A 13,757-nucleotide genomic window follows, 5' to 3' on the forward strand; every position below is an offset into this window, starting at 1 on the left:
AATATTTGTTCTTTGTTATTTGTTATTTGTTGGTTGTTAATCAATGAACCATGAACATCCACCGACTCGCTTGGTACCTCAACCAACTAGGAAACGCTATAAAGATCAAGGTTAAGAGGGAGGAAATTGAAACTCCTTTCTCTCCTAACCTTATGAGTTGACTGGTCACTGGTCACTGCTTAACGATTCTACTACATCAGGCAGTTGCAACTAGGGCGTTGGCTTCTGCTTGAAAGCCTTGGGCTTTTAATTCCTGAGAGGCCAAGTTGGCATCTTTCACCCAATATTGTTGTCCAAAGCGAATCAGTTGCTGTTGGTTTCCCACTTTGATTCTGCCGATGACTGGAACTTTCGCTTCATTCTTTTTCGCGACAAATTGTTTTAAAGTTTGTTGTAATTTTTGTTGATGAGCGCGATCGCGCGCTTGGTCGAAACTAAAATCAACCATTACCATTTTCACTTGTTCAATCGGTTCGGCATCATCAATAATCATCTGTAACCGATCATCTTTTTCGTCAATTTTTCCCCAAACAATTAACCGTGCATCTTCTTCTAAATACGGACTTATCCGTTCATAGGAACTCGGAAAAATCACCCCTTCCATTTGTCCAGAGATATCTTCCATTTGCACAAATGCCATCGGTTCATTATTGCGCGTCATAATTTTCTTCACCTCTGTGAGTAAAATAATGGCACTAATCGGCTTTTTCTTGGGAATATGTTCTTGATCTCCTAGCATCACCGCCGACAGCATTGCACTCGCGGGTTTCGTTGTTTTTAAGGGATGATCGGACACATAAAAGCCTAATAAATCTTTTTCATGTTTCAGTTTGTCAGTGGCACTAAAATCTTCCACAGGAGAAGCCGTAGGAACATCTTTATAGTCGGATCTATTATGATCCTCTTCTTGACTACTATTAAGAGCTTCAAAAAGATTCGTTTGTCCACTGGCTTTGTCTTTTGCTCGACTTTGCGCCCAACTGAGAACGGGTTCTAAATCATGCAACAATTGATTCCGATTAGAATTAATTTTATCAAATGCTCCACAATAAATTAACGCTTCTAAAGCCCGACGGTTCACCGTATGTAAATCAATTCTGGCACAAAGATCGGCTAAAGATGTAAACGTTCCTCCCGCTTCTTCTCGGGCTGCTAAAATATTTTCAATTGCCCCTTGTCCTAAATTTCTCACCGCAGATAAACCAAACAGAATCTTTTCATTATCGGGGGTAAAATCAATTTGAGAACGATTAATATCTGGCGGTTCCACATCAATATTCATCCGCCGACAAGTATCAATATATTTTTCAATCTTGTCTGTATTATTACTGCTGGCTGTGAGGAGTGCAGCCATATATTCAACAGGGTAATTTGCTTTTAAGTAAGCCGTTTGATAGGTCACATAAGCATAAGCAGTAGAGTGAGATTTATTGAAACAATTGGACGCAACACAACCGTTAGCTAAAACAAAATTATGATCGGTTTCGACACCAATATCATAAACATTTTGTCTTCCGAGGGATTGACGCTTGATAATTTTTACCATCGTGTAAATCTTTTTTAATTATGTTTTTTTATCGAGTGAGTATTCTTCAATCACTTTCAGGGAAATCATCTCAGCCACTTTTTGGGCTAACGATCGCGCGTTTCGTTTCTGACAAATTCCAAATAAACTTGTCCCTAAAGGAATTTCTTCTCCGTCTTGCATCACCAATAAAATTTTTAGCATAGCAGCCCGTCCATCACCAGTTCTTGGTCGAAAGATTCTCACTTCTTGAAAATCACAAAACGGTTTTTCCCATTGTTTTTTGCGGAAGAGACTTGAGAGAACATAGCAGACTTTTTCTTGGGATCGATCAATGTGCAAAGAGGATTTCATAGTTAGAGAAAAAATTGTTCCCCACAAAAAGGCAATTTCTAAAAACCACAAAAACCAGTAAGAGAGCATACTTTTCTCTTGCAACTCTCCCCCCTGGAAGAAAAGGGCTAATCCCGCAGCCAAAGCAAATAGACCGATGAGAAGTGCCATCTGAGAGGACGGAAATGCAAAATGGATTTGGTCGCGATGAGAAGCCACAATCACCAAAACTGGATCATTTCGTTTGTGCAAAAACACCTCCCATCCCGTTTCCCTAATCCCATCTCAACCCATCATTTCAAAACGGACAGATGAGTAGAGACATTCAGGGAGAACGCCTCTACAAAATGAGTGATTTAGGATGAGATTTTCAATAATTCCACATCAAAAATCAACGTTGCATTGGGAGGAATAACACCACCCGCACCCCGTTGACCATAACCCAATTCTGGGGGAATAATCAGTTGGCGACGACCCCCCACTTGCATCGTTGAAATTCCTTCTTCCCAACCTTTAATCACTTGTCCTTCCCCTAATTTGAAAGAAAAAGGACGATCGCGATCGCGCGAACTATCAAATTTTGTTCCATCCGCTAGACTCCCTGTGTAATGAACAACAACGGTTTGTCCTTCTTTAGGGGTTGCGCCATCTCCTTCTTCAATATCAACGTAACGCAGTCCAGACTCTGTGCTTTTGACATCTTCTTTTTCCGCTACATCTTCTAAACTGAGGGCGACTAACGTTCCCGACTCCGAAGCCGACATCGGGGACGCGATCGCGCTATTTTGTCTCCCTTGATCCACAATTTGTGCGCCAATCAGCACCAAAACACAAACCACTAGAACGCCAAAACTGACTAAAATTTCTCGCATTAAATTGCCTCCTACCTGATATAGTTAACGCCAGGATCGATTTTCCAATTCCCTGATTTGACGTTCAATCCGATCAATCCGTCCTCGTAACTCATCCAATTCACTTTGACGAGGAACACCCAGATCTTGCAACGCATTACGCATTTGACGTTCCATCTGTTCCTCAAAATTCCCCTGTTCGGTTTGAATTTGCTTCATTAAGTCATTAACAAACTCCTGTGCTTGCTCAGGGTTAATTTTACCGTCTCTCACCCACTGTTCGCTCACTTCCCGCAATTTTTCTGCAACGAGGGATGTCGTTCCGACCCCCACCATTAGTAATTGTTTAATCCAATTGTTGCTATCCATTGTTTTTGTTAAAAATTCTCTGTCTGCTTGTTTATTCTAAGTCCCGAGATAGCGTGTCATAAAACTTTCTAGAGACTCCATTTTTATGTTAAACGTGCTTTCGAGTTCATTAATCTCATCTTCGGTACAGAAAAATTCGTTAGCAGATAAGGTACGCAGCGTTCCCAAAGACTTTTTCGTCTCAGGATCAAACACTCCCACCCCATCGCGCAGAGTGTCAAACACAAACAAGGGAACGTTAACGGTTAAAGGGTCACGGTTAAAAACGCGACTCAAGATTTCTGGGATCTCTTCCCGCTTTAAAATTTCGGGTCCACCAACTGGGAAGGTTTTATTTTTCGCTGCTTCTACGCGCACCGCATCAATGGCGATTTTCGCTAAATCATCGGTGCTGACAATGGAGGTGCGATTTTTGGGATCGCCAATAATCAAATAGAAGCCCGTATCTCGAAACCGTTCGGCGAGAGGAAGTAAATTAGAAGCGATGCCAGAAGGCTGTAAAATTGTATAGTTGAGTCCGCTATTTTGCAGATACTTTTCCACTTCCCGCTTCGCCTTAAATGTGGGTGAGTCTTCATAGCCTCGTTGCGCGCCTAAAACAGAAATGAAAACAAAGTGTTCCACCCCTTGGGCTTTAGCTTGATCAATCAGGTCAATATTCGCCCGATAATCCAAGGCTTGTGCATTTCCCCCTGATCCATGAGCACTAATAACATATTTAACCCCTTGACAGGCTTTAACAAGATCTTTTTCTTCAGTTAATTCACCAATAAAAATTTCTGCACCCCGTTGTTCAAGTTCGCTATAGTTAGACTCTAAGCGGACGAACCCCCGCACAGGTTGTTCTTCGTCTCGCAATAAACGGACAATTCGCCGTCCAATTTGTCCAGTTGCGCCAGTAACTAGAAACATGATTATTCCCTATTGTAACTGTTTAAGTGTACTTCTATTATGCAGAGGGTACTTTAACTCCTGATTAAACTTCAACAATCAAAAGGTTGATTCTGAGAAATTTAAGTTCAGTAATCAACCTTATCCTTTTTTGTTCTTTGTTGATGGTTCCTTGTTGATTGTTGTTCACTGTAACTGCTTTACCAAACAACAAATAACGAAGAACGACGAACAAAAATTGATCATGTGTCTCGCTAGTCCAAAAATAACGATTTTCAATCAAATTTCTAAAATTACAGGCGTATGATCGCTGGGTTTTTCCAGTCCGCGAGGAACAATATCAATCCAACAATGAGTTGCTTTTTCATAGAGTTTTTCTGTTAAAAAGTGATGATCAATGCGCCAGCCTCGATTGCGAGAAAAACCACGGGTGCGATAATCCCACCAACTATAATATCCTGTCTCTTCATTAAACTTCCGAAAGGCATCATAGAACCCTAAAGATTTAATGGTTTCTAGGGCTTTTCGTTCAGGGGGAGAAGACATAATATGATTTTCTTTTCCTTTCGGATCATAAATATCTCGGTCTTCGGGCGCAACATTAAAATCACCACAAACACAGATTTCACTTTTGATCATTAATTGCTGAAGATATTGTTTTAAAACCTCAAACCAACCCAATTTATACTCATATTTTTCACTCCCAATACTCCCCCCATTCGGAATATAAAGATTAACAATCCGAATCCCATCAATAACCCCACTAATAACCCGTTTTTGTTCATCATAAGTTCCCGCAATATCTTCTCCCACCACGGGACTAAAACCAGCAGAAATATTGTCTAAGGGTTGCTGACTAAAAATGGCAACACCGTTATAGGCTTTTTGTCCAGAAACACAAACAGAATATCCCAATTCTTCAAACGGTTTTCTTGGAAAATCATCATCAATGACTTTGGTTTCTTGTAAACAGAGAACATCAACTTCATGTTCTTTTAACCAGTTTAAAACTTGGTCTTTCCGAGTCCGAATTGAATTGACATTCCAAGTGGCAATTTTCATGTTAATAGCTGATGGATGAGTACGATCGCGCTATCTGTTTATTATTAAGGACTCCCCATTAGTTGTCAAAGATTACCCCTTCCTCAACGGAAGGTGGCTGCTGCGACCGTTGGTCAATTTTAACCGTTTCTTCCATCACGCGCTTTTTCGATTCCAAACTCTCCCAGAAATTCAAAATGGCATTTCCCACAGGTTGCGGATGATAATAATGGAAAAAGTGATGTCCAGAAGCACATTCCCAACTGCGATCTTCTGGCTTAAAATAATTCTTCCACCCGTGGAGTGCATTCGGATCAACAATCACATCATCTTGACTTCCACAGACGAATAGGGGAGAGGAAACGGTTTGCGCTTGCAGACGGCTGCGAGACATCAGAGAATGGGGGGAAGGGGTGGTTTGTAAGTCTCCCGCGAGGAGTTTAACAAAGCCTTTGGTGCGGTTTTGATCTTGCGATCCAAATAACGCCCGTACCATTTGCGCTAAAACAATATTTTGACTACAAGCGGATAAGAGTTGGCGATAGGTATAATAATGGGCGTGCCAGTCAATTAAGGGATTCACACCCACCCCTAAGAGGGTTAAAGATTTCACTCGTTCAGGATAATGGAGGGCATAAAGAAAGGCAACTACGCCTCCTGTACTGTGTCCAACGAGATGAACTGGTTGAGTTGAACATTTGAGATAATCATGCAATAAAGTAACGGGAATGTCTAAGGTACAAGGTTCATCTTCCTCTTGCTGATATGCCCATTCTTGGACGATAAGCTGACGAGAGAGATAAGTTTGTAAGGGACGATGGAATCGTTTGAGGGTGGGGCTAACGCTAATCCAAAGGGCTTGTTGTGACATGATGAACGCTTTGTTTTATTTATTGCAATTTAATTTCAATAAGGGAATGAGATACAGGATAGCAGATGGGAGGGGAGTTGAGACAACCCCTGATCGAAAATTGTTACGATTCCTTAATGTTTTTGATTTGTTCTTGGTTATTTGTTATTCGTTCTTTGTTGTTTAATCATTGGTCACTGTTTCAGAAGAAGTAGAAAGATTAGAGGTGAAGGAGATGTTGAGAACAGTAGAAATGCGGTGGTTTAAGCGGGGAGAGATTCCAGCCGTCATGAATCAATGGTTCAAGCAAGGGTGTCCTGGAGAAGTTTTAGGAGAAGCAGAAACCCGCACCGATTGGTATTTACAACCGATCGCGCCCTGTGATGATCTTAATATTAAGTTTCGCCAAGGACGAATTGAAGTGAAGTGGCGAGAAAAACAATTGACAACTGTTGATTTAGACTCACAAGGAGAAGGAATCATCGAACAGTGGGTGAAATGGCTGTGTGAAGCAGAGAGTTTGCAAGATTTTTGTCCCCAAGATTCGGCTTGGGTTGCAGTGGAGAAAGCGCGATCGCAGCGTCAGTGGGAACTCTCTGCAGATGCGTTTTGTAACGTAGAATTAACGCAACTGAAGGTGAAAGATCAAAACTGGTGGACATTCGGTTTAGAAAGTACAGGAGATGCAGAAAGTTTATCTGAGATTGCACAAGCAGTGAGTCAAACTTGTCCTGAAAGATTCACACCAGCAGATGCAGCAGCTTATCCTTATTGGTTAACTCACAAGATTTGTTAGGTAGGGTGGGCAATGCCCACCCTACTATCTACTATTAATATCCCAAAAAAAAGCAAGTCGCTAACTCACAACATCCGTTAAAATCCACAAAAATAGGGGAACGGTGGCAAAACTTAGAATGGTAGAAACGACGACAGTTCTTGCAGCGCGATCAGGTTCACCGCCAAATTCTCCCACCATTAAAACATTATTGACCGCAGCAGGCATGGCAGTTTGCATTACTAAGACATTTAGATCAAGTCCTGTTAAGTTTAAGGCAAATCCTACCGCCAGCGCGATCGCGGGTGCAACTAATAACCGTAATCCAGAGGCGAAGAGTTCATATTTCCCTAAAGTGAAGCGGGTACTAGCTAACTGCATTCCTAAAATAATTAATGCAATGGGAATTGATGATCGTCCCAACTGTTCAATTCCAGCATCGAGGCGATAAGGAAACTCCACTTGCAGTAGGTGAAAGGTAATCCCGACAATCATCGCCCAAAATAAAGGCAGTTTGAGGGTCATTCTGATTCCGTAGCGTAACCCCTCTCCTTTAATTAAAGCAGGAGCAACTCCAAATAAAAGAATCGCAGAGGTAATTAAACAAATAATCGCTCGTTCTAAGCCCTCATCGCCAAAAGCAAAACTATTTAGCGGGAGTCCTAAATTTCCCACATTACCAAAGATTGTCGTTGCTAACAGAGTTTTCCCGACTGTAGAAGGAAGTTTTCCCCAATAATTAATTCCTAACACTATGGAGTATAACAAAGCCGACGTAAGGACAAACCCGATGATTAAACCGATCGCGCCTTGAGGAGAAACAGTTGTCCGATACAGCTTATCGCCGACTAGGGCGGGAATAAGAACATAAAGAGAAAGTTGCGAAAGAGTGGATCGATCAAGGGAAAGATAACGTTGCGCGATCGCGCCAATGAAAATAATTAACGCAACGGGGACAATAGCAGGTAAAAGAACAGTCATTCACTTAATTTAACAATACTCTTTAATCATTAATCGCTGAATTGTCAAGGTTTCGGCTTCAATTGTCAATTTTTTGTAATATAAGTCACAAATTAAGTTTCAAAACGTAAAAAAATCCCGAAATGTAGCTAATTTAATGGTTTTGACGATGCACAATCGGCGATCACAGTTTAGAATGATGCAGTGAAACATAGAACATATAAGTATTCTAGGCTTTTATCCATTGCCTCGTTAAACGTCTATGTTAGTAAATGCGAAGAAAACTTGCTGAGTGCAAGGAATCTGTCGTTATCGTAGAGAAACAGTCGTAAATTAGGAGAAAAACCCATGAATAAAGGTGATTTAGTTGATAAAATCGCTGATCGCGCCACTGTAACCAAAAAGCAGGCTGATGCGGTTCTCACCGCAGCCCTAGAAACCATTATGGAAGCGGTATCGGAAGGGGAAAAAGTCACTTTAGTCGGTTTTGGTTCTTTTGAACGTCGGGAACGGAAAGCGCGGGAAGGTCGAAATCCCAAAACAGGGGATAAAATGGAAATTCCTGCAACGTCTGTTCCTGCTTTTTCCGCAGGGAAACTGTTTAAAGAACGAGTTGCGCCTGAAGATCAAAAGTAGTAACCACTGACCAACGAAATTACCATGACACGACCAATACACGGAGGGAACTTAAATTGGGCAGCCCAGTTAGCGGGGTGTTCCCCCTCTGTGATATTGGATTTTTCCGCTAGTATTAACCCCCTTGGTCCTCCTGAAAGTGCTATCAGTGCGATTCAAAGGGGGCTTTCTCGCTTAAAACACTACCCTGACCCCAATTATTCTCAACTGCGAGCAACAATTGGCGCATGGCATGATTTAGCACCCGATTGGATTTTAGCAGGGAATGGGGCAGCAGAATTACTCACTTGGGTGGGACGAGAATTAGCAGAGTTAGATACGGTTTATGTCCTCAAACCAGGGTTTCGGGATTATAAACGGGCTTTGGAAGCGTTTGGGGCAAAAATTACCTCTTGTCCTCTTGATGTAGCAGGAATGCTGGAAAATCCTACGCAGAAGCAATCTTTAGGATTAGACCTCCCAGCCAGTCAAAATTGTGGGTTGCTTTTAAATAACCCCCATAACCCCACTGGTCAATTGTTCTCTCGCGCCGAAATTTTGCCCTATTTAGACCAGTTTGCCTTAGTCGTGATTGATGAGGCGTTTATGGACTTTTTACGCCCACAAGACCAAGAAAGTCTAATTGCAGATGTCGTTAACTATCCGAATCTGGTGGTGCTGCGATCGCTGACTAAATTTTATAGTCTTCCTGGACTCCGCATTGGTTACGCGGTAGCACACCCGCAACGGCTACAACAGTGGCAAAACTGGCGTGATCCTTGGTCGGTCAATAGTTTAGCGGAAGATGCAGCCTTAGCCGTTATTGAAGATACTGCGTTTCAAGAAAAAACTTGGACTTGGTTAGAAACGGCGCGATCGCGCTTTGCTCAAGACTTAAAAAGGATTCCCCACTTATCTCCACTTCCCACCGCAGCTAACTTCTTTCTTGTCGCCACAAAAATTCCCGCTTCCCAACTCCAAGCGCAACTCCTCAAACAATCGCAAATTCTCATCCGTGATTGTCTCAGTTTTCCCGAATTAGGCGAAGACTATTTCCGCATTGCGATCCGTCATCCCGAAGAAAACCGAAAACTTTATCAAGCCCTTTTTGCAGTGACCAGTGATTAGTGACCAGTGACCAGTGATCAGTGATCAGTGATCAGTGATCAGTGACCAGTGATCAGTAACCAAAGAACAACGAACCAAGAACCAAGAACAACGAACCAAGAACAACGAACAACGAACAACGAACAACGAACCAAGAACAAATGACTAATGACTAAATGAACTATGACGTAATTATTATTGGTAATACACCAGTGGGGAGGTATGCAGCACTAACAGCAGTTTTGTGGGAAGCGCGAGTCGCCCTTGTAACACAAGAGATTTCCTTCTCCGCAGAAGCAAACTGGCTTTATAATTTTACTCTCTCTCAACTCACTGATATTACAGAAAAATGCGGAAGTCTTCAGCCTTTAGAGTCTCAACCAACCGCTATTTATCAACAGTGGACAGAAGAAGTGATCGAGATTATTAAAGAAGAAACAGGCTTATTAAAATTAGCAGCGCGAGGGGTTGATGTTATTGAGGGAAAAGGAGAATTTTGTCGCTTACCGCAACAAGGCTTTGTCGCCAAACAAGAAACCTTAAAAGCCCGTGGTTATTTAATTGCAACAGAAACCACATCTATTATTCCCAATGTTCCTAATTTATCAGAAGTTGGTTATCTTACTCTCAGCGATTTAAGAGAAAAACTAACCTTAGAAACGTTACCGAATAACTTAACCATTATTGGGGAAAGCCCGACTGCAATTAGCCTTGCTCAAAATCTGGCTAGACTCAATAAAAATATTACCTTAGCGATCACGCAGTCTCGTCTTTTTCCCACTGAAGATCGAGCAATGAGTGATTTATTACAATCGCAACTGGAAGCGGATGGGATTACGCTGTTAAAGTCCAGTCCTCTTTCTCATGTTCAACAACTTGGTCAAGAAAAATGGTTACAACTCGGGAAAAGCGCGATCGCGACAGAAGAATTAATGATCATTCCTAAAACCGCTCCTAATTTAGACAAATTAAACTTAGAAGGAGTCCAAGTAAGTCAAACCCAAAAAGGTTTAACTCTCAATGGGAAACTACAAACTACTAATCCAAGTATTTATGCTTGTGGAAGCGTTATTGGTGGCTATTCTTTCCTTAATTTAGGTCAGTATGAAGCAGAAATTGCCCTGAAAAATATTTTATTTTTCCCTCGCCATACGGTGAATTATAAGATGATTCCTTGTTTAATATCCACTCATCCTGCTTTCGCCCGAGTCGGTCTGACAGAAACCCAAGCCAGACGACGTTATGGAGAAAAAGTTGTGGTCATTCAAGAGTATTTTAAAGACAATCTTTTGACGATTGTCCAATCAGAAATGACAGGTGTTTTAAAGATTATTATCCATGAAAAGGGTCAGATTTTAGGGGGACATAGTTTCGGGAAAAATGCGGAAACCTTAGTCAGTATAATGACCATGGCAATTACTAGAAAAATGAAGATCAAAGAACTTAAAACTGTGTCTTTTCCTTCACCTAGTATTGCTGAATTAATCTCAAAGGCCGTCCGACAATGGGACAATTGGTATTATCAGAACCATCCCTTCTGGCGAGAATTAAGAAAGCGATATTTTCTCATCCGTCGCAGTTGGACATAGTATCCAATTGATCGAGGAGTCGTTTCAGGTGTACCGCCCATGTTAATCATCAATGGGGCTTGCATTACTGAGCCACTCGTCAACGTTGATCACATCATTAGTCCCTCGGACTAAAGGACCCGAATCGGCATAAGATGCAACTTTCACTAAACCCTTAAAAACAGCCAGAGCATTATCACTGGGTTCTAATGTAATCAATGCACCATTTTGATAACATTCTTTTTGACCTTCTTGCTTCCCTTTCATCGCACAAATAACGGGTTGCCGATTCACTGTCCCTAATCCAAGGATGAAGTCTTTATTGTAATAAGAAAGAGCATTGTGAAACGCTTGAAAGCGCCGAGTTATAGACTGGCAGCGACGTTCTGGTGTCCAACCGCTACCAGAGAAGAAATCACTCTTCCAGACAATCATCGCAATCCTTCCTCTTGGTGTATCCGCCATGGTTGTCGGAACCATTTCCCCTTGATAGTTCCAATTGGTACAAGTGTAGCGAACTCCTTGTTGAGAAGGTTGTGCGGGAGAGGGTTTGATGAGAGCAAATGTAGAAAAAGCAGTGGCTGACAGTAGGAGTAAAGACGTAAAAAATCGGTATTTCATGGTGATGACTGTCAAATAATTAAAGATTGGTGAGTTTATCGGGTGCAAAACATTGATGGTTCGGCACAGGGATCCCATTCCGAATCAGCAGTTGTTTCCTCTTTCGGTTGAGTTACCGTAGGACTTGGATCAGAACTGACTACAGGTTTAGAAGGAGAAGAGGGCTGAGTTGTTCCTGATGTAGCCGTCTGGGTTGTTCTTGCGGTTGCAGCAGGAGGAGGAGTGGGAGGAGTGGGAGGAGTGGGAGTGGCTGCAGGTTGAGAACGACTACGAGCAGCAGCTAGACCGTCTTCCACATCTTTGAGCACTAATCGGGCTTGTTCTTGCCAGTAGTCATAGCCACTTCCCGATTGTTGTAATTGTTGGGCTTTTTCTTTGGCCTGTTGCCATTGTTCATTATCTAAGGCAATTTGCGCCGTAGAGAGTAAGTTTTGGTTGTTTTCATGGAGTTGTTTCAGTTGTTGTTTTTGCGCGATCGCGCTTTCTCGAACTGGGTTAGAAGGAGCAAGAGCAGCCACCACGTTGTCAAAGTTCTCTAAATTTCCATTTTTCTGATAGTCACTCACTCCTTGTTCTACCAGTTGATTTGACCAATCTTGAATCTGGGTTTGTGCTTGCTCATAAACACCACTTTCGGGTTCAATGTCTTCAGTCAGTTTCAGGGCTTCTGAATATTGTTCAGCACGGGCGAAAGATTCGGCTAAAGCAAGAGAGCATTTGCCATAAAACTCTACTTTCAACTCTTGAATGCGTTGGATGTCATTGCCAGAATCACTGTCAACTTTGTCGAGACAGTCTTGGTATTCTTTTGCCTCGAATAAGGAGGTGACTTCATTTTGGAAGGTTGCAACTTGCTCTTGAGTTTGTTGTTTCTGCTGAGCGGTGCGATGACGATCTAGGCTATACATTCCCGCACTGGCAATAATCAGAATCACCGAAGCAATGCCCAAATTTTTAGCAAGAGGAGATTGTAACCAACTCACCATGGAATTATTGTTGGCTTTAGTTTTGGCAGATGGAGTGGCTTCGGATGCTGGAGATGCCTTGTTCACAGAGGAGGCTTCATCAGATGACATGGATGAAGACTGATCTTGAGCCACAGATTGTTGCTGAAGTGTCTCTTGTTCTGCAATTTTTGAGGGTTGTTTAACGGTTGCTGCTTCAGTTTGAGGGATCATTTCCTCATGATTCAACTCTGATGAAGTTGCATCCTTGAATTCTTCTGGTAAGATGACTGAGGTTTCCTCAGCATGGGAGTTTGTGGTTAATTTCTCTAAGGCTTCTATGACTTCCTGTGCACTTTGGTAGCGGTCTTTAAAGTCATGATGAATCATTTTTGAGAGAATTCTCGCTAAGCCTGCACTAACCGTCACTCTTGATTGAAGCTCACCTGCTTCGTTTTCCATCTGTTGCCAAACCAGTTCTCCATTCTCGTCTTCGGGTAAATCAATGGGATTGACTGCGATTAGAGCCTGAATCGCAACCATACCCAGTGCAAAGATATCGCTAGATGGGCGCGGTTTCCCTCGGATTTGCTCGGTGGGCATATATCCCCGAGTCCCAATGGCGACCGTCGATTGTACTAGCTTGGTTTGAAACGATTCTTTGACCGCACCAAAATCCACCAGCACAATTTTCCCATCTTCACCGCGTCGGATTAAATTGGCGGGTTTGATATCACGATGGATAATGGGAGGGCTTTGGGAATGAATAAAGTCTAATAAGGGAAGGCAGTCTTGGAGAAGGGCAATCACGGCTTGTTCCGACCACTGTTGACCAGCACTCAATTCTTGATCTAAGGGGGGGCCGTCAATGAAGTCTTGCACCAGATAAAAGTCTCCTTCTTCTTCAAAGTAATCTTTGAGGTAAGGAATTTGATTATGAGTTCCCACTTTCGCCAGAGTGGCTGCTTCTTTCTCAAAGAGTTTCTTGGCTTGGGCAAAATGGTTGGGGTCTTTGACTAAGGGTTGTAACTGCTTGACGACACATTTGGGCTGTGTGGGAATATTTTCATCCTCAGCGAGAAAGGTGACACCAAATGCACCTGACCCAATATTTTTGAGGATGCGATAGCGAGAGGCTAAGAGTTGGTTTTGAATAGTCATGGTTCTGAGTAGAGAGTAAGTGAATCTGAAAAACTAAGGTTTAGGTAATAAGGTAATAGACGTAACATTACACTGACCAAGAAAAATTTTTACTAAAAAACATATTGACGATTTTATGAACTTTTATAAGCGAGCCCATGCTTGCT

14 protein-coding genes are annotated in these 13,757 nt (G+C 42.2%); 4 read left to right on the plus strand and 10 right to left on the minus strand.

Annotation, left to right across the window (positions count from 1 at the left end; genetic code table 11):
- Positions 1-196: 196 nt before the first annotated feature.
- The 7 genes from PCC7418_RS17000 to PCC7418_RS17030 form a co-directional block, all read right to left on the minus strand.
- Complete coding sequence (locus PCC7418_RS17000) at positions 197-1,546, minus strand: OB-fold nucleic acid binding domain-containing protein (protein WP_015227424.1); 1,350 nt, start codon at positions 1,544-1,546, stop codon at positions 197-199.
- An 18-nt stretch (positions 1,547-1,564) separates the two neighbouring features.
- Positions 1,565-2,110 (minus strand): hypothetical protein, encoded by a 546-nt coding sequence (locus tag PCC7418_RS17005; RefSeq protein ID WP_015227425.1) that lies wholly within the window; start codon positions 2,108-2,110, stop codon positions 1,565-1,567.
- A 104-nt stretch (positions 2,111-2,214) separates the two neighbouring features.
- Positions 2,215-2,730 carry an FKBP-type peptidyl-prolyl cis-trans isomerase gene (locus tag PCC7418_RS17010; protein WP_015227426.1) on the minus strand — a complete coding sequence of 172 codons (516 nt, stop codon included), beginning with the start codon at positions 2,728-2,730 and terminating at the stop codon, positions 2,215-2,217.
- A gap of 24 nt (positions 2,731-2,754) precedes the next feature.
- Positions 2,755-3,078 carry a phasin family protein gene (locus PCC7418_RS17015; RefSeq protein ID WP_015227427.1) on the minus strand — a complete coding sequence of 108 codons (324 nt, stop codon included), beginning with the start codon at positions 3,076-3,078 and terminating at the stop codon, positions 2,755-2,757.
- A gap of 36 nt (positions 3,079-3,114) precedes the next feature.
- Positions 3,115-3,990: an SDR family oxidoreductase gene (locus PCC7418_RS17020; protein WP_015227428.1), complete on the minus strand. Its 876-nt coding sequence runs from the start codon at positions 3,988-3,990 to the stop codon at positions 3,115-3,117.
- Positions 3,991-4,248: 258 nt separating this feature from the next.
- Positions 4,249-5,031 (minus strand): exodeoxyribonuclease III, encoded by a 783-nt coding sequence (gene xth, locus PCC7418_RS17025; protein ID WP_015227429.1) that lies wholly within the window; start codon positions 5,029-5,031, stop codon positions 4,249-4,251.
- Positions 5,032-5,089: 58 nt separating this feature from the next.
- Positions 5,090-5,881 (minus strand): alpha/beta fold hydrolase, encoded by a 792-nt coding sequence (locus tag PCC7418_RS17030; RefSeq protein ID WP_015227430.1) that lies wholly within the window; start codon positions 5,879-5,881, stop codon positions 5,090-5,092.
- Between the two features lie 169 nt (positions 5,882-6,050).
- Here PCC7418_RS17030 and PCC7418_RS17035 point away from each other — a divergent pair, with 169 nt between their 5' ends.
- Complete coding sequence (locus PCC7418_RS17035) at positions 6,051-6,656, plus strand: hypothetical protein (RefSeq protein WP_150107088.1); 606 nt, start codon at positions 6,051-6,053, stop codon at positions 6,654-6,656.
- 60 nt (positions 6,657-6,716) lie between these two features.
- Here PCC7418_RS17035 and PCC7418_RS17040 read toward each other — a convergent pair whose 3' ends face one another.
- Positions 6,717-7,616, minus strand: a complete 900-nt coding sequence (locus PCC7418_RS17040; RefSeq protein ID WP_015227432.1) for an AEC family transporter — start codon at positions 7,614-7,616, stop codon at positions 6,717-6,719.
- A 327-nt stretch (positions 7,617-7,943) separates the two neighbouring features.
- On the opposite strand from PCC7418_RS17040, the gene PCC7418_RS17045 reads away from it, so the two are divergent.
- The 3 genes from PCC7418_RS17045 to PCC7418_RS17055 all read left to right on the plus strand — a co-directional run bounded on the left by PCC7418_RS17045 (position 7,944) and on the right by PCC7418_RS17055 (position 10,906).
- Positions 7,944-8,231: an HU family DNA-binding protein gene (locus tag PCC7418_RS17045; RefSeq protein ID WP_015227433.1), complete on the plus strand. Its 288-nt coding sequence runs from the start codon at positions 7,944-7,946 to the stop codon at positions 8,229-8,231.
- A gap of 24 nt (positions 8,232-8,255) precedes the next feature.
- A complete protein-coding gene (cobD, locus tag PCC7418_RS17050; protein WP_015227434.1) occupies positions 8,256-9,338 on the plus strand; it encodes a threonine-phosphate decarboxylase CobD in 1,083 nt (360 codons plus the stop codon).
- A 155-nt stretch (positions 9,339-9,493) separates the two neighbouring features.
- Entirely contained in the window at positions 9,494-10,906 is a 1,413-nt protein-coding gene (locus PCC7418_RS17055; protein ID WP_015227435.1) for an NAD(P)/FAD-dependent oxidoreductase, read from the plus strand.
- A gap of 42 nt (positions 10,907-10,948) precedes the next feature.
- Here the strand turns inward: PCC7418_RS17055 and PCC7418_RS17060 are convergent, their stop codons facing one another.
- Positions 10,949-11,506 (minus strand): COP23 domain-containing protein, encoded by a 558-nt coding sequence (locus PCC7418_RS17060; RefSeq protein ID WP_015227436.1) that lies wholly within the window; start codon positions 11,504-11,506, stop codon positions 10,949-10,951.
- A 35-nt stretch (positions 11,507-11,541) separates the two neighbouring features.
- Positions 11,542-13,611 (minus strand): serine/threonine-protein kinase, encoded by a 2,070-nt coding sequence (locus PCC7418_RS19555; protein ID WP_015227437.1) that lies wholly within the window; start codon positions 13,609-13,611, stop codon positions 11,542-11,544.
- Positions 13,612-13,757 lie beyond the last annotated feature (146 nt).

Source organism: Halothece sp. PCC 7418, from assembly GCF_000317635.1.
GTDB lineage: Bacteria > Cyanobacteriota > Cyanobacteriia > Cyanobacteriales > Rubidibacteraceae > Halothece.

What these genes read in the sequence shown, in the direction of transcription:
- PCC7418_RS17030 (WP_015227430.1), bottom strand. Translation starts at nt 5,881, where the DNA reads ATGTCACAACAAGCCCTTTGGATTAGCGTTAGCCCCACCCTCAAACGA.
- PCC7418_RS17010 (WP_015227426.1), bottom strand. Translation starts at nt 2,730, where the DNA reads ATGCGAGAAATTTTAGTCAGTTTTGGCGTTCTAGTGGTTTGTGTTTTG.
- PCC7418_RS17000 (WP_015227424.1), bottom strand. Translation starts at nt 1,546, where the DNA reads ATGGTAAAAATTATCAAGCGTCAATCCCTCGGAAGACAAAATGTTTAT.
- PCC7418_RS17055 (WP_015227435.1), top strand. Translation starts at nt 9,494, where the DNA reads ATGAACTATGACGTAATTATTATTGGTAATACACCAGTGGGGAGGTAT.
- PCC7418_RS17060 (WP_015227436.1), bottom strand. Translation starts at nt 11,506, where the DNA reads ATGAAATACCGATTTTTTACGTCTTTACTCCTACTGTCAGCCACTGCT.
- PCC7418_RS17045 (WP_015227433.1), top strand. Translation starts at nt 7,944, where the DNA reads ATGAATAAAGGTGATTTAGTTGATAAAATCGCTGATCGCGCCACTGTA.
- cobD (WP_015227434.1), top strand. Translation starts at nt 8,256, where the DNA reads ATGACACGACCAATACACGGAGGGAACTTAAATTGGGCAGCCCAGTTA.
- PCC7418_RS17040 (WP_015227432.1), bottom strand. Translation starts at nt 7,616, where the DNA reads ATGACTGTTCTTTTACCTGCTATTGTCCCCGTTGCGTTAATTATTTTC.
- PCC7418_RS17015 (WP_015227427.1), bottom strand. Translation starts at nt 3,078, where the DNA reads ATGGATAGCAACAATTGGATTAAACAATTACTAATGGTGGGGGTCGGA.
- PCC7418_RS19555 (WP_015227437.1), bottom strand. Translation starts at nt 13,611, where the DNA reads ATGACTATTCAAAACCAACTCTTAGCCTCTCGCTATCGCATCCTCAAA.
- PCC7418_RS17020 (WP_015227428.1), bottom strand. Translation starts at nt 3,990, where the DNA reads ATGTTTCTAGTTACTGGCGCAACTGGACAAATTGGACGGCGAATTGTC.
- xth (WP_015227429.1), bottom strand. Translation starts at nt 5,031, where the DNA reads ATGAAAATTGCCACTTGGAATGTCAATTCAATTCGGACTCGGAAAGAC.